At 50.0% G+C, this 16,936-nt stretch carries 14 protein-coding genes; 5 read left to right on the top strand and 9 right to left on the bottom strand.

Features of this window, described 5'->3' with window-relative positions; translation table 11 throughout:
- Positions 1–16: 16 nt before the first annotated feature.
- From CX664_RS02140 to CX664_RS02175, 8 genes are all read right to left on the bottom strand, one after another.
- Entirely contained in the window at positions 17–223 is a 207-nt protein-coding gene (locus CX664_RS02140; protein ID WP_101745121.1) for a hypothetical protein, read from the bottom strand.
- A 213-nt stretch (positions 224–436) separates the two neighbouring features.
- Positions 437–646, bottom strand: a complete 210-nt coding sequence (locus CX664_RS02145; RefSeq protein ID WP_101745122.1) for a hypothetical protein — start codon at positions 644–646, stop codon at positions 437–439.
- 133 nt (positions 647–779) lie between these two features.
- Entirely contained in the window at positions 780–2,000 is a 1,221-nt protein-coding gene (locus CX664_RS02150) for a type II secretion system F family protein (RefSeq protein WP_101745123.1), read from the bottom strand.
- 327 nt (positions 2,001–2,327) lie between these two features.
- Entirely contained in the window at positions 2,328–3,131 is an 804-nt protein-coding gene (locus tag CX664_RS02155; RefSeq protein WP_101745124.1) for a symmetrical bis(5'-nucleosyl)-tetraphosphatase, read from the bottom strand.
- 17 nt (positions 3,132–3,148) lie between these two features.
- On the bottom strand, positions 3,149–3,955 hold the full coding sequence (rsmA, locus tag CX664_RS02160) for a 16S rRNA (adenine(1518)-N(6)/adenine(1519)-N(6))-dimethyltransferase RsmA (RefSeq protein WP_101745125.1): 807 nt from the start codon (positions 3,953–3,955) through the stop codon (positions 3,149–3,151).
- A 279-nt stretch (positions 3,956–4,234) separates the two neighbouring features.
- Positions 4,235–5,251, bottom strand: coding sequence for a 4-hydroxythreonine-4-phosphate dehydrogenase PdxA (pdxA, locus tag CX664_RS02165; protein ID WP_101745126.1), 1,017 nt, complete (start codon positions 5,249–5,251; stop codon positions 4,235–4,237).
- 1 nt (position 5,252) lies between these two features.
- On the bottom strand, positions 5,253–6,590 hold the full coding sequence (locus CX664_RS02170) for a peptidylprolyl isomerase (RefSeq protein WP_101745127.1): 1,338 nt from the start codon (positions 6,588–6,590) through the stop codon (positions 5,253–5,255).
- Positions 6,591–9,371: an LPS-assembly protein LptD gene (locus CX664_RS02175; protein WP_101745128.1), complete on the bottom strand. Its 2,781-nt coding sequence runs from the start codon at positions 9,369–9,371 to the stop codon at positions 6,591–6,593.
- Between the two features lie 557 nt (positions 9,372–9,928).
- On the opposite strand from CX664_RS02175, the gene CX664_RS02180 reads away from it, so the two are divergent.
- The 4 genes from CX664_RS02180 to CX664_RS02195 all read left to right on the top strand — a co-directional run bounded on the left by CX664_RS02180 (position 9,929) and on the right by CX664_RS02195 (position 14,798).
- Positions 9,929–11,020, top strand: a complete 1,092-nt coding sequence (locus CX664_RS02180) for an aminoglycoside phosphotransferase family protein (RefSeq protein ID WP_101745129.1) — start codon at positions 9,929–9,931, stop codon at positions 11,018–11,020.
- Positions 11,017–11,769: an N-acetylmuramate alpha-1-phosphate uridylyltransferase MurU gene (murU, locus tag CX664_RS02185; RefSeq protein ID WP_101745130.1), complete on the top strand. Its 753-nt coding sequence runs from the start codon at positions 11,017–11,019 to the stop codon at positions 11,767–11,769. Before CX664_RS02180 ends, murU begins: the two co-directional genes overlap by 4 nt.
- A complete protein-coding gene (djlA, locus tag CX664_RS02190) occupies positions 11,766–12,587 on the top strand; it encodes a co-chaperone DjlA (protein ID WP_101745131.1) in 822 nt (273 codons plus the stop codon). The genes murU and djlA overlap by 4 nt, the downstream gene beginning before the upstream one ends.
- Before the next feature lie 510 nt (positions 12,588–13,097).
- Positions 13,098–14,798, top strand: coding sequence for a hypothetical protein (locus CX664_RS02195; protein WP_145999761.1), 1,701 nt, complete (start codon positions 13,098–13,100; stop codon positions 14,796–14,798).
- A 191-nt stretch (positions 14,799–14,989) separates the two neighbouring features.
- Here the strand turns inward: CX664_RS02195 and zapE are convergent, their stop codons facing one another.
- Positions 14,990–16,084 carry a cell division protein ZapE gene (gene zapE / locus CX664_RS02200; protein ID WP_101745133.1) on the bottom strand — a complete coding sequence of 365 codons (1,095 nt, stop codon included), beginning with the start codon at positions 16,082–16,084 and terminating at the stop codon, positions 14,990–14,992.
- Positions 16,085–16,430: 346 nt separating this feature from the next.
- Between zapE and CX664_RS02205 the strand changes: the two genes are divergently transcribed.
- Positions 16,431–16,907, top strand: a complete 477-nt coding sequence (locus CX664_RS02205) for a Z-ring associated ZapG family protein (protein ID WP_101745134.1) — start codon at positions 16,431–16,433, stop codon at positions 16,905–16,907.
- Positions 16,908–16,936 lie beyond the last annotated feature (29 nt).

Here is a 16,936-nt window from a genome sequence, read left to right on the forward strand (position 1 = left end):
TTTCAAGTTATGGAGCCTATCTTCTAACCAGAGCTTTCTCCTGGCTTTGCTTGCCATATTCAGGTGAGCTGGCGGTATAAATAGTGTGCAATCGATCACCATTGGCCGAGTAAAGACTCAGGGTTCCACACATCGCTTCTCTCCAGCCGTGTTCACAGAGCAACATGCAGGTGCCATCCAGACCTATGGCAATGGTTTCGACGGGTTCTGGCAGGAGCGGCAAGTCATATTCGATGTCTTTCTGGTCTTCAATTAATGCACCTACCCTGTCGGATAAATGCTTGATATACGAGTTAGACAGAGTTCTTTGATGGTTGGTTGCAAAGTCTTCTCAATGGTTTTTGGTTTACGGGCAACGACAGAAGCAGGCATGGCGATAGATTACGACTGTGAAAAATGGTTCCCATAATAGTCGTGATTGGGGTGCACATAGGTTTCAATTATTCAGAGAGAACACCCCTGCATCAGATAGCAAATGGTGTGTTCGGTTGGATTTGTGCCCTTTGATTTTCTTAGACCGACCTCCAGATGGGACTTCTTGGACTTCTATCCAAGGCTTATATTCACCGGACTTCCACTTTTTCTCCCATTCAGTAGTCCTGCGAAGAACATCTTCTTCTGTTACGTCTTTGCGTTTCTTCTCCATACCTTCTCTTCCGGTCAATAATTAGCCCAGAAGAGAAGAAAGTCCAAATTCTGGAACTGTAAAGGATTTTATCCACATGCAAACAGTTTAATCCACCTGTAAACAGTTTTAATCCATCTTAACAAAAGGTTCGTTAAACAACAGAACCCAACTGGAAAATTGGCAGATACATTGCCACAATCAAGCCACCGACCAGTACACCCAGCACCGACATGATGATGGGTTCCATGAGGCTGGTCATGCCATCAACCATATTATCCACTTCTTCTTCATAGAAGGTGGCGACTTTATCAAGCATCTCATCCAGAGAGCCTGACTCCTCACCGATAGAGACCATTTGTATCGCCATAGGCGGGAATATTCCGGTGCTTTTCATGGCAAACTGTAGTTGCTGACCGGTGGATACATCTTCTTTAATTTTTCTTGCGGCATTGGCATATACGACATTGCCTGCAGCACCAGCGACCGAGTCGAGCGCATCGACCAGGGGAACCCCGGCGGCAAAGGTGGTTGACAGGGTTCGGCCAAAACGGGCAACGGCGGATTTATCCAGAATTTCACCAATAATCGGCAGCTTCAGCATCAGGCGATCCAGACCATCTCTGGCTGCCTTGGATGACTTCAGTGTCCGTGATATCAGGAAGCCGCCAGCGACCAAAGCGCCCAGGACGATATGCCAATATTCCTGGACAACCTCTGATATGTTGATGACAACCTGGGTAAAGGCGGGTAGCTCAGCACCGAAGCCCTGAAAAACCTCTTCAAATTGAGGGACCACCTTCACCAGAAGGATGACGGTAACGATCATCGCAATAAGCACTACGGCAATTGGATAGTTCATCGCTTTCTTGATTTTTGCCTTGAGGGCTTCGGTTTTTTCTTTATAGGTAGCGATTCGATCCAGCAATGTCTCAAGTGCTCCGGACTGTTCACCAGAGGCGACGAGATTGCAGTACAGGTCGTCAAAATAATCCGGGTGTTGTCTGAGGGAGTCGGCAAAAGTACTGCCTGAGGCTACTTCATTCTTGATCTTGCCAACCAGGTTCCTCATGGCCTCTTTCTCGATACCGCCGGAGGTAATGTCAAAGGCCTGAAGCAGTGGTACCCCTGCCTTCATCATGGTTGCCATCTGGCGGGTGAACAGGGCTATGTCCATGGGCTTGACTTTGCCCCCACCGCCAAGGCTCAGGGAGAGGCTTTTTTTAGAGACTTTGGTCGCCAGGATGCCCTGTTTTCTAAGCTCAGCCTTGACCAGCGCAGCACTGGCACTTTGCATTTCCCCATTGATCTTTTTGCCGGCTTTATCTTTGCCCTGCCAGACAAAGGTGGCTGTTTTGTTTGGTTTTGCGGCCATTGTATGCGCGATCCATAGCTGTTCTTCTTGATGAGCAGATTATAAGTTTACTTTCGCCCAGTTTATATCAGGGCGATCATAAAAACAGATAATCCTCTGAAATTGAGAGCTGATTACTGTTTGTTTCGGTCAAATACAGTGGGTCATTAGGGCCTGCTGAGGTTTCACTGCACGTTCAGCGGGATGTGCAGTCTGGCTTTTACAGCCGCCTTCAGGCTGCGTTGAACCGGTTTGGTTAGATCTCCCCGGTCCGCCTTGTGGAAGTAAGCTGCAGGAGCCAACAGGCCTGTTACTTTTGGTCAACAAAGCCTGGTCTGTCGTGTGTTTTTAATTGAAAACTTCGGTTCGTTGGAAACCGTCCACATTGATCGCGGTCAGGCTTTTACCCCAGACGCAGCCAGTGTCCAGGGCGTGGATATTATCATGACCACTGACCCCTTCCAGCGCTGCCCAGTGGCCAAAAATGATCTGCTCTCGAAAGCAGGGGCTCCCGGAAAAGCTGAACCAGGGCGCATAACCGTTTTTCGGGACAGACCCTTTGCTTTCGAGGTCCAGCACGCCATGGTCATTACAGAAACGCATCTGGGTAAAGTAGGCTGCGCTAAGCCGTAGCCTTTTCTTCAGCTTAAGCTCATCACCCCATGGCTGAGGCCTGGTGTTTTTGAAGATCTTTTTAAGCCATTTGACATGGTCTTCAGAGCGAAGAGCCTGCTCCAGTTCCCGGGCTTGTTCGATAGCCTGGTCAACAGTCCAGACAGGAGGAATACCGGCATGCACCATGGTGATCTTTCTCTGGTCGTCGTGGTGCAGCATTGGGCGAAAGCGTAGCCACTGGAGCAGCTCATCAGCATCAGGGGCTTCCAGCACTTCAGTCAGGGTGTCTTTGCTTTTCTGCTTGCGAATGCCACAGGCCACGGCCAGAAGGTGCAGATCGTGATTCCCGAGAACGGCGATACAGCTATTGCCAAGACTTTTCAGGTAGCGCAGTGTTGCCAGAGATTCTGGGCCGCGATTGACCATATCACCAGCAACCCAGAGGACATCATGGTCAGGGTCAAACTTGAGTTTATCCAACAGTTGTCGCAGAGGGTCATAACAACCCTGGATGTCCCCGACTGCGTAGGTGGTCATTGGCTGTTCCTGGGCTGTTAATGTTGTCTATCGATCAAGTAGTCGGCTATTCGAACAAAATCGGCAAGGGTCAGTACTTCTGGCCGGGCGGCAGGATCAATGGCCAGTGTTTCAAGCTCTGCTGCCTTGAGATGCTGCTTGAGTGTATTACGGATGGTTTTACGCCGCTGGCTGAAAGCATCCCGAACAACCTGTTCCAGTTTCAGAATATCTTTACAGGGATGAGGTAGCTCATGATACGGGGTCATTCGCACGATGGCTGAGTCGACTTTGGGCGCAGGCTTGAATGCTCCGGGCCCTACCGTAAACAGGTAATCGACCTTGCAGTAATACTGCGCCATGATACCCAGGCGGCCATAGTGTTTTTCCCCCGGTGCGGCGGCCAGGCGCTGAACCACTTCTTTTTGCAGCATGAAGTGCATATCCTGAATCATGCTTTCAAAGCTTAACAGGTGAAAGATTAACGGGGTTGAAATGTTATAGGGCAGGTTACCAATGATGCGCAGTGGCCGGTCATCGGTTTTCAGGCTGGCAAAATCAAACTTCAGCGCATCGGCTTCGTGAATATGAAAGTTCGGGTTCAGGCCAAAGCGCAGGAGCAGGGTAGGAATCAGGTCCCTGTCCAGCTCTACCACGTCCAGTCCACCGGCACGCTCAAGCACGTCGGCGGTCAGGGCTCCCTGGCCGGGACCAATCTCAACCAGATGCTCGCCCTGTTTCGGGTTGATCGACGCAACGATCTCACCGATAACGCCATGATCGTGAAGAAAGTTCTGGCCGAAACGTTTGCGGGCCTTATGGTAAGGAACGTCTGTCTGGGGCATGAGGGGTATTGCTCATCTGGGGCGAAACAGTCGATGACCATCAGCCATGAAAAATATATTGCATGGATATCGGTCAAACTGGCAATAATAACGCCCGACTGCTGTTTTTGCCAGAAGCCTATGCCGGGAAGGCAAGGAGCCTGTCGGACTTAAGACTGTCCTACTGCGGTTGCGATAAATTGGTCTAAAAATTCCTGCTTCTTCGTCAAATAGCCCCGCTATTCTCCTCAGAAGCAGAAATTTTTATCCTCAATTTCTCGCAATCCTCGCTACGGACGCTTAAGTCCGACAGGCTCCAAGCATCTCCAGTGCCGTTTCGATGGCGGTGTATAAACTGCCTGAGTCAATGTTCCCGGTGCCCGCAAGATCCAGGGCGGTGCCATGGTCAACAGAGGTGCGGACAATCGGCAGCCCCAGGGTGATATTGACGGCCTGCCCAAAGCCTTTGTATTTGAGTACCGGTAATCCCTGGTCATGGTACATGGCCAGTACGGCATCAGCCTGTTGCAGCAGTTTTGGGTTAAACAGGGTGTCAGCGGGTAAGGGGCCGGTCAGGTTCATCCCCTGAGCCCTGCAATGGTTCAGAACGGGAATAATGGTTTCAATCTCTTCCATTCCCAGGTGACCACCCTCGCCGGCATGGGGGTTCAGTCCACAGACAAGAATATGAGGCGTGCGGATCGCAAACTTATCCTGTAACTCCCGATGAAGAATGTGAATAACCTGGGTCAGGGAGTCACGGGTAATTGCTGAAGAAACTTCTGAAAGTGGCAAATGGGTGGTGGCCAGGGCGACTCTTAAGCCCTCTGTCGCCAGCATCATCACAACTTTCCCGGTGTGGGTCTGTTCTGCAAGAAACTCTGTGTGGCCACTGAAGGGAATACCGGCGTTATTGATCACTCCTTTATGAACAGGGCCGGTCACCATTCCATCAAAAAGGCCGTTCACGCATCCTTCCAGGGCTAACTTCAGGGTATCAAGAACATATTGACCGTTAGCGGGATTAACGGCACCAGCTGTTGCCGGGGTAGCCATGGAGACCGGGGCAACCACCAGGGTGTTTGCCCGGGAAGGTTCTCTGATATCCGGGCTAAAGAGTTGCAGGTCAACGGATAGGCCCAGCTGCATTGCCCGTTGTGCCAATAGCTCCGGATCGGCTGCGATCACCAGTTGCACCGGTTTGGAAAACTCGTGGCCCTGGGTTGCCAGCATCAGGCACAGGTCGGGGCCGATGCCAGCAGGCTCCCCGGCGGTAACCACCAGCCGGGGAATGGGTTGGGTGGTGACACCGGTCATATCAGAGCTGGATCTCAACGTAGGCCTGATCGCGGATTTCCCGCAGCCAGACTTGCAGTTCTTCTTCAAACTTGCGATTACTGAGCAGTTCTCTTACCTGGTTGCGGCGAACCTGGGTGCTGATGTCAGACTGTCGTTTGCCCAGCACTTCGAGAATATGCCAGCCGTAGGTGGTGCGAAATGGCTCGCTGACTACTTTTTCCGGAATGATGTTCATCACGGTCTGGAATTCCGGAACCAGTGTTTCTGGAGAAATCCATCCCATATCACCGCCATTGAGCGCAGAAGCAGTATCGTCAGAATACGCTTTGGCAAGCTCGCTGAACGCTTCCCCCGCCTGAACCCGCTGATACAGTTTCTTCGCCTGCATCTGGGACTCAAGGTTACTGCGAATTTCATTGGGCTTGATCAGGATATGGCGAACATGAACCTGACTCTGAACCACTTTTTTATTCCCCCTGGTATCCATAAGTTTGATGATATGGAAACCGGCAGGGCTGCGAATAGCGTCGGAGGTCTGCCCCGGGGTCATGTTAATGGCCTGTTCCGCAAAAAGCGTGGGGAGCTGGTCGGCTTTTCGCCAGCCGAGGTCGCCACCTTCCAGGGCATTCTGCCCTCTGGAATTGGCAATGGCCAGGGCCTGAAAATCTGCCCCCTGACGCAGTTGTCCAGACAGATCATCTGCAAGGCGCTCTGCACTCTGGACCTGGTCGGGTGTGGCATTGTCGGGAGTGGCAATCAGAATATGACCCAGACGATATTCCGTCTGCACTTGCGCCAGCCCTTCAGGAGAGCTCAGGAAGTTATCAATTTCCTGTTCGCTGACCTGGACCCGCTGGGCAACCTGGCGCTGACGAACACGGTTAAGAATCATTTCCCGGCGAATTTCTTCACGGGCCTGGCTGAACGACAGGCCATCCGCTTCCAGGTTTTGCCGGAACGCTTCCAGGGTCATCTGGTTGCGCTGGGCGATTCGGGCAATGGCGTCATTAAGAGCCCAGTCATCAATACGGATGCCTCCGCGCTTGCCCATCTGGATCTGAATGTTTTCCAGTATCAGCTGTTCCAGTACCTGGTTTTTCAGCACATCTTCCGGCGGCAGGTTGATATTTCTCGATGCCAGCTGGCGATGCACCGCGTCAATGCGGGCATCCAGCTCGCTTTGCATGATCACGTCCTGATCAATTTTGGCAACGATTCGATCCAGTTCCAGCTGGCTCCGGGCGATGCCATTCTGCGGGGTTTGCGCCGCATCATTTGACTGTGCGTAAACGCCACCGCTGCTGAAAGACAGCAGGCACAAGGAAGCCAGTGCCATGCTTTTTAATCCCTTCATCATCTACTTCTCATCCCCTGCGTAACCTTTAATACCTTTGATGTACTGTTTTGTGGTGCCACCGGTCAGATCCCCAAGTCCTCTCAGGACAAACTGCAGAAATACGCCGTTTTTGCTGTCAGGGTGATCAATGTTGTCATCATCCTCAACCCACTTGCGCCACAGTACACGTACCTGATAACAGCAACTGTTATATTCGACTCCGGATAATATCTCAAGGTTCCGCTTGTTGGTTAAATCGTACTGCCAGCGGCCCATGGCTGACCAGTTGGTGGTCACAGGCCATGCGATAGAGAGGTCGGTCTGGCTCAGGTTGTTGTCGGTGGTCAGACCGGTATTTTGATCCAGCTCGTTTTTAACAAAACGATCAGCCTGACTCAGGAAACGATAGCCAGCGTTCATGACACGGCGATCATCCGGTTTGTACTGGTAGTAAAGACCGTAGCTGTCCAGTTTGTTGTTACTGGTATCCCACATCAGATCCTGACGGATGTTCATACTGCGATTAATGTTATAAACCAGTTCCGATGCCAGTGGTGACACTGAATCCTGCATTTCTTCCAGCAGGCGCTTGGTCTCATCGCCCGGATCGGTATCCAGGTCCTGGTCAGTAACACCCTGGTCAATACCGGCAATAGGGCTGATCCACAGTTGACGATCTTCAAAATAGATGATCTGACCAATGCCAAAGCGCACCCGCTCAAAGCCATCATCTTCTATCAGCCGGGTTGTCAGGCCCAGGGAGAGCTGGTTGGCATCACCTAACCGGTCGTGGCCGGAGAAGCGGCTGTCGCGCCAGAGTGAGTTGTAGTTGAAGTTCATCAGTGCGGTATCAAACACCGGGTTCATCTCCTGCCCCTCTTTATAGGGGGAGTAGAGATACTTCATCCTGGGCTCAAGAGTGTGGGTGAATTCGGTGCCACCGATATTGGTGAAGCGGTCAAAGTAAAGGCCGCTGTCAATGCTGAATGTGGGCACTGTTGTCTTGGGTGACTCGGTGTAATCTGCAGCGGTGAAGTTGCCGTAGGCCCTATTCAGGTCAGTCTCTACCTCAGTTGCACTCAGGTCCGTCAGCCGGTATTCAACATGTTGCACCTTCACCGCCGGGCGGATAAATGCATAGCTCCAGTCAAAAGAGTAACCTGCCCCGGTTTCCAGGTAGAGCCGTTCACCATTGGCGCTTTTAATACCGTAACCTTCGTCGTATACGCTCTCGAAGTATTCGTTATCCGGTGTTGTTTTCGATTCTTCCTTAACATAATGCCAATTATCATCACGGGAGAACTTCGTGTAGTCGGCCACATAATTCAGGTTCAAGCGGCTACTGGCCAGCCAGTTACCAGACAGTTTGATCTGAGGCAGTTTGTTATAGATGTCATCTGACGTCTGGTTCATATTCTGGTATTGGTGAGCATCCACACTAAACTGCCAGCTGTGGTTGGTATCCCCTCCCAGGTAGCGGGTACTTATCCGTTGGTTCAGCGGTGCATTGGCAGACAGGTTGAGGCTGGTGCTGAAATCATCCAGATACTTTTTATCGCTGGCTTTGGTGTAGTCGACTTCTGCCGTCCAGCGGCTGGTCAGGTTGGTCTGCTGACGATAGTTGAGCAACCAGCGGTGGTCATTGTAATAAGGGTTCTCTTTTTTCAGCTGATCTTTGTCCAGCAATCCGGAAAGCCCCAGTTCACCCCGGGTGTTACCCACCAGATAGCGGAACTCGTTCTCCAGCATTACTCCCCGTTTGCTCATATATCTGGGCGTCAGGGTGGCATCATAGTTGGGTGCAATATTCAGGTAATAAGGGATGGCAAAGTCCAAACCGTTATCACTGCTTTGGGATAGCGTAGGGTAAAGAAAACCGGACTTTCTTCGGTCATCAATTGGGAAAGACAAATATGGCGTGTAGAGGATTGGCAGACCTTGCACACGGACGACGGCATTTTTGGCCAGACCCTGACCACTACCCATATCAAGGGTTACCTGTTGCCCGGACAGCTGCCAGCCTTTGTCACCTGGAGGGCAGGTGGTGTAAGTGGCGTCAGACAATTCAAGCGTAGTGTCTTCATTGCGGACGATGCGCCTGGCACTGCCTCGGGCTTTCTGCTCATGCATCACATAAGCGGTGTTCTCAAGGGTTGCACGGCCACTGTCGAGTTGTAGATCACCTTTGTCACCGACCAGCAGCACGCCACTGTCCCGAAAGCGAACGTTGCCTTCGAACTGGCCATGGTTCCGGCTTTTGTCCAGCGTGGCGTGGTCACTTTCAAACTGCCGACTGCCCTGGCGGACCGTAACATCACCCTTGAAGGTGGCAACTGAGTCTTTGTCATAACTGGATTCATTGGACTCGGCGACAATGGGTGCATTATTGCTATCCCCGCTATAGTCTTTGCCAGGTCTGGGCGGTTCGATATAAGCGCCGCAGCTATAGAAAGGCTCAGTTGACCTTCTCTGTGCCGAGAGGTCCCGGATAGGTTGCCAGTCCAGTTGTTGTTTGAGGGCGGCGTTTTGACCGTTGGTGGCAGGCTTTATTGGCGTCGTCGATTTTTTCGGGTTTCTGACCTGCTGTTTGGCCCCGGGCTTCGGTTGCGCCGGTTTGGATTTGCCGGTTGCAGGATGACAACTCCAATGACCATTAGCCAGTGTCTGGCAGTGCCATTCGCTCTGTTGACCACCCGAGGGTTCAGCGGCAATGACTCTGGCTGCTGGCTGGCTGGCAATAATGCTGGTTGCAATGACCAGTGTCAGTGCTTTTGGGGTAAAGGGTAATGGGGGCATATCCATAAGCTCAGCAATCCTGGGGCAACATTCTTATTTGGCGAGTAGGGGCAAGAAAAGGCTGCGTTAAAGTAATGGTCTGGTGTTGTTTATCTGGCGATATGAAAACGGCATATCCAACTTTCTTTTCAGAAGCTGGCCTCATGAATGCGGATACCGGGAAAAAAAACGATCGTCTCTTTTCGGGTTTGAAACCTGTGATGTTCTCGACATAACGAATGAGGTGGCTTTTCATGAAAATAAACTTGCTCGTTCCAGGGCCTGTTGACGTTTCGTTGCGTGCTCAGCGGGACGCGCAGGATCAATGCAGAAGGAAGGTTTAAACCTCATAATGTGCATACTGCATTTGAGTCGCAATATTCTATATCCAATTGCACAGGAAATGCAGTGTTAAATCCACTGGGAACTTTGAACACGAGAGCCTGAAATGTCAAATGTCGTTATTTCATTTTCTCCCGGGCTGGGAACCTTATGTCAATAGAGCCTAAGCGCCAATAGGCCAGAATAGCTCTCTGTGGTAGTCTTGGGTATTGATCTGACATTGCTAATGGGAAGCAAAAGCGTTGGCCACAACAATTTCAGAGCTTCAGAACGTTTCTGAAGCATCTTGCCGTCGGGAACAACTGGCACAATGGGTTGTTTCAGTGTTATCTGGCGGACAAAGCCCTGCCTTTGATCATGGGAACCTTGATGCAGGTGCTTCAATGCCTTTACAGGCCATTGGCAGTGATGCAGGTTTTCGAAAATATTACCGGGTTAAAACCCCTCAGCGGACGCTGGTTGCCGTAGACGCTCCTCCGGCAACAGAAGATACCCGCACCTTTGTTGAGATAGCATCACACTGGCGGGCAGGCGGGGTCCACGTTCCTGAGGTGTTTGCGGTTGATTATGAGCATGGCTTTATGCTTCAGGAGGATCTGGGGGATACGCCAATGCAGGTTTTACTGCAAGGTTCTGCCGCCGACCAGCACTATCCGCAGCTTCTGGACACCTTACTCACCGTACAGCAACAGTTGCCTGATAACCTGCCTCCCTACGATGAAAAGCTGATCCGCCTTGAGCTGTCTCTTTATCCCCAGTGGTTTCTTGGGGCGCTGATGGGATTTGATGCTGAAGATTCTCACATTATGCAGCCGCTGACGGGGCTGTTTTCTTCGCTGGTATCAACGTTTCTTGACCAGCCAAAGGGGACGGTTCATCGTGATTACCATTCCCGGAACCTGATGCTGGCACCGGATGGCAGTATTGGGGTTATTGATTTTCAGGGAGCGCTGCATGGGCCATTGCTTTATGACGTCGTGTCTTTATTGAGGGACTGCTACATAGCCTGGCCTGAAGAAAAGATAGATCGCTGGTTTTCCTCCTTTATTGCCCGTCACCCGATGTTGGCAGATTATGATCAGGAACAGCTGAAAACCTGGTTTGATCTCACGGGTTTACAGCGTCATCTGAAATGTCTGGGGATCTTTTCCAGGTTATGGTTGCGTGATGGCAAACCCGGCTACCTTAACGATATTCCAAGAACCCTGGGGTATGTGGTGTCCATCTGCCAGCGATACCCTCAATGCAAAGCCCATGCCGAGTGGCTGCAAAAGGGCGTTGAACCTTTGGTTAAAGGGCGGCTTAAACAGGTAATGGAGGAAGCCGGTGTATGAAGGCCATGATACTTGCCGCAGGTTATGGCAAAAGACTCAGACCCATTACCCTGTCCATTCCCAAACCCCTGGTACCAGTGGCAGGAAAACCCCTGATTACCTATCATATCGAGCGGTTGGTGCAGGCTGGTTTCAGGGAACTGGTCATTAATCATGGCTGGTTGGGTGAAAAGATTGAGGAGGCACTTGGCTCAGGTTCCGACTGGGGGGTAACTATTCAGTACTCTCCGGAAGGCGAGCCTCTGGAAACCGGCGGTGGGATTTGTCGAGCCCTGCCGCTGCTGGCTCAAGGCCAGGCGGGCGAAAGTGATGCTCCGTTTGTGGTGGTGAATGGGGATGTTTATACAGATATCTGTCTGAAAAATCTGCTGCTCCCGCAAGGCATGCTGGCGCATCTAGTGATGGTTGATAACCCGGACTTCCATCCGGCAGGGGATTTTTGTCTCGACGATGGGATTCTTTTTGAGAAAGCAGCAATGCCGGAAAAAGCCAGACTGACATTCAGTGGCGTCAGCATACTATCCCCGCGATTATTTGACGGGTGTCAGCGTGGCACAGCCTTTGCCCTGGCTCCGTTATTGATTGAGGCCATGCAACAGGGCCGGGTCAGTGGCCAGTACCACCATGGTTTCTGGACGGATGTGGGTTCTGTTGAACGGCTACAGGCACTGGAAGGCTATCTTCAAAAACAGCAGCAGGACCGGCCGCAAAGCCAAAACAATCTTCAAGATCAGAGCAGGACTTCATGACCGCAATAGTAATTGGCGCGTTGGTTGGATTCATGACCGGTGGACCCTTTGGCGCTATTTTGGGCGCATTTGTGGGTTCCTGGATTAACCGGACCTATTTAGGTGGGCAGGGAGCTGCTGGCTTCGGGACTTCTGCCGCTTATCGTCAAAAAGCCCAGACCGCCTTTTTCAGGGCAACGTTTCTGGTGATGGGCCGTGTGGCAAAAGCGGACGGCCGGGTAAGTGAGTACGAAATAGAAACAGCACGAGCCATTATGCATAACATGCGCCTCTCAGAAGAGCAGCGCAGGATGGCAATAGAGCTGTTTAACGAGGGCAAGAAGCCGTCTTCCGATATTGAAGGTGCGCTTCGGTCATTTCGTGAGGTGGCCGGTGCCAGCACACTGATTCCCATGTTTCTGGAGATTCAACTGTCGGCAGCCTATGCCGACGGTGGGCTGAGCCCTTCAGAAAAAGCGGTATTCAAGCAGGTTTGCAGTATTCTGGGGGTGGGCAACTTTGCTTTTGAGCAAATTCACAAACGGTTTATTGCCCAGAGAGAGTATTATCAGCAAGGTGGCTATCATTCCGGAGCCGGTGGCAACCGATCATCTTCAGGAATGGATCTGAAGCGGGCCTATGATGTTCTGGGCGTGCCAGACAGAGCCTCAGATGCTGAAGTCAAGAAGGCTTATCGTAAGCTGATGAGCGAACACCATCCGGATAAACTGGTGGCCAAGGGGTTGCCTGAGGAAATGATGGCAGTTGCCAAGGAAAAAACCCAGGAAATTCAGGGGGCTTATGATCAGGTTCGGGCAGCCAGAAAGGCCACGGGATAGTTAGAATAGGCAGCTGTCTTTATAATGATTTTAGATAGTTGCTACTTTTATACGGCCTTCAGGGGAACTTTTTCAGGATTAAGTTGACTAAATGACCAACAGACTAAATCTTAACTTAATCATCTGGAGGCCGGGGCTGTGATTTATTCAAAACGTAAGCAGTTTATGTACTGGTATGTTCCAGCCACTACAAGGATTGACCTTGATTCCAATCGTTCTGTGATCTATTGCTTTTCAGAGTTGCCGCGAAAGGTGAGATCAGCACTGAGAAGAAAAAAGAAGTATCTCATTTTCAAAGAAATTAATGAATTCTCCACCTCTATCGTTGAGAGGGAAGTCCAACCTTCTGTTTAATTCTTGCTTTAGATTCTTTGGGTGTTCTGTCATTTTTTGGAAATAATCGTAATTCCTGAAATGACTCAATAGAACTAAATCGGTTAATGAAGGTCTGATCTTTCACTGTCAGCAAGTCATCTCAAATGGGTGAAATCACGGGGTGGTGAAAGGTCGATGAATGTTACACTTAACGTCAAATATTATTGGGGCCTAAGAGATTTTTATCGTAAAGACAAACCCTACGATGGGTTTGGCAATGTAACAAAGCTAAATATATATTCAGATGTAAAAAAGGACGAAAACAGGAAAGTCCACCGTGTCGACACTGGCCGGATTGTAAGGGCGGTATCCTGTGATCATCCTATCCTGGTTGATCCGTGCAGGGTAGGCCGTTGCCTTGTAGAAATGGATTTATCCAGCCGTTATATGGTGGTTGGCGACGCGTGGTGTGGCACTGATTTTCAAGGAATTGTCAGAAGTTTAAGTGAGAAAAGGATTTGCGTCTTGACTGAAGTTCAACGACATGATGTTAATGCAGTAAAATCAATGCTTGAAAAAAGTTATTACACCGATGACGGTGAGTTAAAGGATACTACATTTACAGATAATCTGTCTCCGGAAAACATGGCTGAAGCGGGAATCGAATTCGTCAGGGATGGGGTCGTATGTTGCTATTATGGTTACATTGGACGTCGTAAACACTATATGAATATTTCTTCAGAGTGGCATGGCTGTCAGACTACACCAACGCTCAGGCATCAAGAGTTGTTTAATGGCCCACCTTGTATCGAGCTAAAAAAATACCAGTTTCCGATGTTGACCAATGAGTCTGGTGAAGATGCCACTGGAGCAACTTACCGGATGCTTATTCCTGGTGGTGTTGGCGGGCACCCACAAGCCGGTTGTAATGCAGCAATGCTGGTGACTAACAAAAATCATGAGTTACCTGTATTGAACAGAGAAACCGCACAGCACGAAGTGTTGCTGGTAATCATTGACACATTGAAGAAAAAGATCAAAAACAGGATTGAGAAAAGTAATATCGGTATTCTGGACTTCACCCAACAGGCTCAGCAGTTGATATACCTTGAGCATTTCACCCCCTTAATTGGCAAACTTCAGCTGGCAACAGAGCGATTGATCATGCTGATGAATCGGGTTCAATTGCAGTTGGTAGATAAAGATGACAAGGATACGATCAGAAAAAAAATAGATGAGATTGCTGAAGCTCTGAAAGTGGATGGCATTAAAAAAGAAATGGGCAAAATTATTGAAGCAATCACTGATTATGAAAAGGCAAACTTTTTGTCAGTAATGACTAAATGCCCTGCATATCTTAAGCGTGTGGGTGATATTGATGGTATGCCTGGTCTTGATATTGTCGAGCAAGAGCTGGTTAAGTTGAGCGAAACTTATTCCAAACATTTTTTTCAGAATGATTTTTTTAACAGGGTCATCAACACTTCGGATTTTGACGATTTATTTGCTAAATTTCAGCACCTTTTCTGGAACAGATCAGACGACAATAAGTTAATTGTTGATATAACGGCTTCCCGAAGTGAACTTTTGAAAAGCATAAATGCGGTTCACGAAAAGGTCGAAGAGCTGTTAGCAATCTACCTGGAGGCCTGTAAAAGCAACGTTTTTGTTGATTCAGGCAATCCTGCTCAAACTTCGCAAAGCCCCCTGTTAGGTGAGATTGTACCCGATTGGCTCAAACCGGCATCCCTTGCTAGTGGTCAAACGTCTATTGCCCGGGGAAAAACAAAAAATGCTTTTCGACTGCCCAACTGCTGCGTAACTGGCTGTTTGACTGATGCTAACCACCTCCTTCACTGTCATTTACCACTAATTGCTGGTCACTCTGCACAGTGAAAGTACCGGGCTATTCCGGCGGTGAGTTCTCAAGAAATGGGGTTGGCAATCCAGCCCGGATTCATGAACAATACCCGTGCTGGCTTGTTTTCAACAAAAAATAGTCAGCAGTTTGCAATACGAAAAGAGCCAACTTTGTTTTGAATACCAAGATCCATACGATGAAACTCCTGTAGTTATTTTCGACGCGCTTATGTCTTGTGAGGCCGGGCAAGATACTCTGTAGACTGCATCTCCTGCAGACGACTGCGCGTTCTCTTGAACTCAAACGACAGAGTACCACTGGCATAGAGTGCTTCAAGATGAACTTCACAGGATAAAATAAGTTTTACGCCACGGTCATAGAACTCGTCAATCAGATTGATGAAGCGGCGGGCCTGATCATTCCGGTTGGCATCAAATTGAGGGACATCCTGAACAATGACTGAATGGTACAGGCAGGCAAGCTCAATATAGTCATTCTGGCTGCGGGGACCATCGCACAGATCCGTAAAGGTAAACCAGGCCACATCTCTGCCTGACTTTACGGTGTTAATCGGGCGTCCTGATATTTCGATGCTCTGGCCCGACTCAATATGTTCCGGGTCAGCAGCCAGCTCTGAAAATATCCGCTCCAGCTTTTCATGGTTGGCCTTATTGAGAGGCCAATAATAGGTTTCAGCTTTCTCCAGAAGACGCAGGCGATAGTCAATATTGCCATCAACATTCACCACCAGGGTGTGCTTTTTTATCAGGTCGATGGCCGGAAGGAAGCGCGCCCTTTGCAGTCCATCCCTGTAGAGCAGGTCAGGGTCCACATTCGATGTGGCAACCAGGGTGACGCCCCGCTGAAACAGTTGATCCATCAAACCGGCCAGGATCATGGCGTCCGTGATGTCGGAAACAAAGAACTCATCAAAGCAGATGATCCTTGCTTCTTTGGAAAGACGTTCAGCGACGCTTGATAGCGGGTTTTTCTGCCCCTCCAGTGTCTTAAGCTCGGCATGCACCCGGCGCATAAAGTGGTGGAAGTGCATGCGCAGCTTATCCTGAAAGGGCAGGCAGTGATAAAAGGTGTCCATCAACCAGGTTTTACCCCGGCCAACGCCCCCCCAGAAATAGAGGCCACGTAATGGCTCACGGGGCTTGCCGAGGGCACCTTTGATCTTCTTGAGGAGTGATCCCCCGGGTGGTTGGATCAGCTGTTCATAGAGGTTTTGCAAGTGTTTTACCGCCTCAGCCTGGGCGGGGTCCCTGCTAAAACCTTTTTGGGTGATATCCCTGTGATAACAAGCTTGCGGGGTCATAATCAAATACTGGATAAAGGAGCGCTGCTTATTGTTTTCATATTTGCCAACGGGGCAAAAGCTGTCAATGTAACTGGACTACGGTCAGGTGGCAAGGCTTGCTGAACTGAACCTTTTCAGGCCGGGTTCGGTCATTATAGGCTTTGATGTTCTTTTATCACTCTTTGACGAAAGCAACTATACAAAGTAAGTGGGTTCTGCTCAAATCTGGCTTTTGCCGGTATGGGCTAGGCCAACTTCAATGGAATCTATACAATCTGTTTATAGGCAGGCGCTAAAGCACATGGCGTTGTGATTTAATGACAAGGGCGCGGGCCCCACTGAGTGAGGCGATACTGTGGAAAACATGAACGTACTTTGGTTTATCGGTAGTCTGGCGTTTCTGACGGGGATTCTGTGTGGTGCGCTCGTTTACCATTTACTGTCCGGTGCAAAATCCCGTAACGGCAGGCTGGAGAGCCAGCTGGATGAACTTCAGCAGGAATTCAAAGAGTACCAGGAGCGTGTGGGAGATCACTTCACCACATCAGCCCACCTGATCAATAAACTGACCGATACCTACCGGGATGTCCATGAGCATCTGGCCAATGGTGCGGAAGCGCTCTGTAAGGATGAAGAAGTCCGCAACCGGCTTGGCGACTCCCTGTTAAGCAGTAACGCACTGCTGTCCGGGAAGATTCATAAGCGTCGTAATGAACGCACGCCACCCCTGGAGCAGCCCAAGGACTATGCGCCTAAATCCAGCCCTGATGAACAGGGAGCGTTGGCTGAGGAGTATGGTTACGGTGAGTCTGCGAAAGAAGGAACCACCACCGATAAATAAACTGTGTCTTACAGGCTTCCTGTCGAGGA

The sequence above is a fragment of the Endozoicomonas acroporae genome (assembly GCF_002864045.1).
Classification (GTDB): Bacteria; Pseudomonadota; Gammaproteobacteria; order Pseudomonadales; family Endozoicomonadaceae; genus Endozoicomonas; species Endozoicomonas acroporae.

Excerpts from the sequence above, each read along its gene's own strand:
- CX664_RS02175 (WP_101745128.1), bottom strand. The coding sequence starts at position 9,371 with ATGGATATGCCCCCATTACCCTTTACCCCAAAAGCACTGACACTGGTC.
- CX664_RS02150 (WP_101745123.1), bottom strand. The coding sequence starts at position 2,000 with ATGGCCGCAAAACCAAACAAAACAGCCACCTTTGTCTGGCAGGGCAAA.
- murU (WP_101745130.1), top strand. The coding sequence starts at position 11,017 with ATGAAGGCCATGATACTTGCCGCAGGTTATGGCAAAAGACTCAGACCC.
- CX664_RS02195 (WP_145999761.1), top strand. The coding sequence starts at position 13,098 with ATGAATGTTACACTTAACGTCAAATATTATTGGGGCCTAAGAGATTTT.
- djlA (WP_101745131.1), top strand. The coding sequence starts at position 11,766 with ATGACCGCAATAGTAATTGGCGCGTTGGTTGGATTCATGACCGGTGGA.
- CX664_RS02145 (WP_101745122.1), bottom strand. The coding sequence starts at position 646 with ATGGAGAAGAAACGCAAAGACGTAACAGAAGAAGATGTTCTTCGCAGG.
- CX664_RS02155 (WP_101745124.1), bottom strand. The coding sequence starts at position 3,131 with ATGACCACCTACGCAGTCGGGGACATCCAGGGTTGTTATGACCCTCTG.
- CX664_RS02205 (WP_101745134.1), top strand. The coding sequence starts at position 16,431 with ATGAACGTACTTTGGTTTATCGGTAGTCTGGCGTTTCTGACGGGGATT.
- zapE (WP_101745133.1), bottom strand. The coding sequence starts at position 16,084 with ATGACCCCGCAAGCTTGTTATCACAGGGATATCACCCAAAAAGGTTTT.
- CX664_RS02170 (WP_101745127.1), bottom strand. The coding sequence starts at position 6,590 with ATGATGAAGGGATTAAAAAGCATGGCACTGGCTTCCTTGTGCCTGCTG.
- pdxA (WP_101745126.1), bottom strand. The coding sequence starts at position 5,251 with ATGACCGGTGTCACCACCCAACCCATTCCCCGGCTGGTGGTTACCGCC.
- rsmA (WP_101745125.1), bottom strand. The coding sequence starts at position 3,955 with ATGCCCCAGACAGACGTTCCTTACCATAAGGCCCGCAAACGTTTCGGC.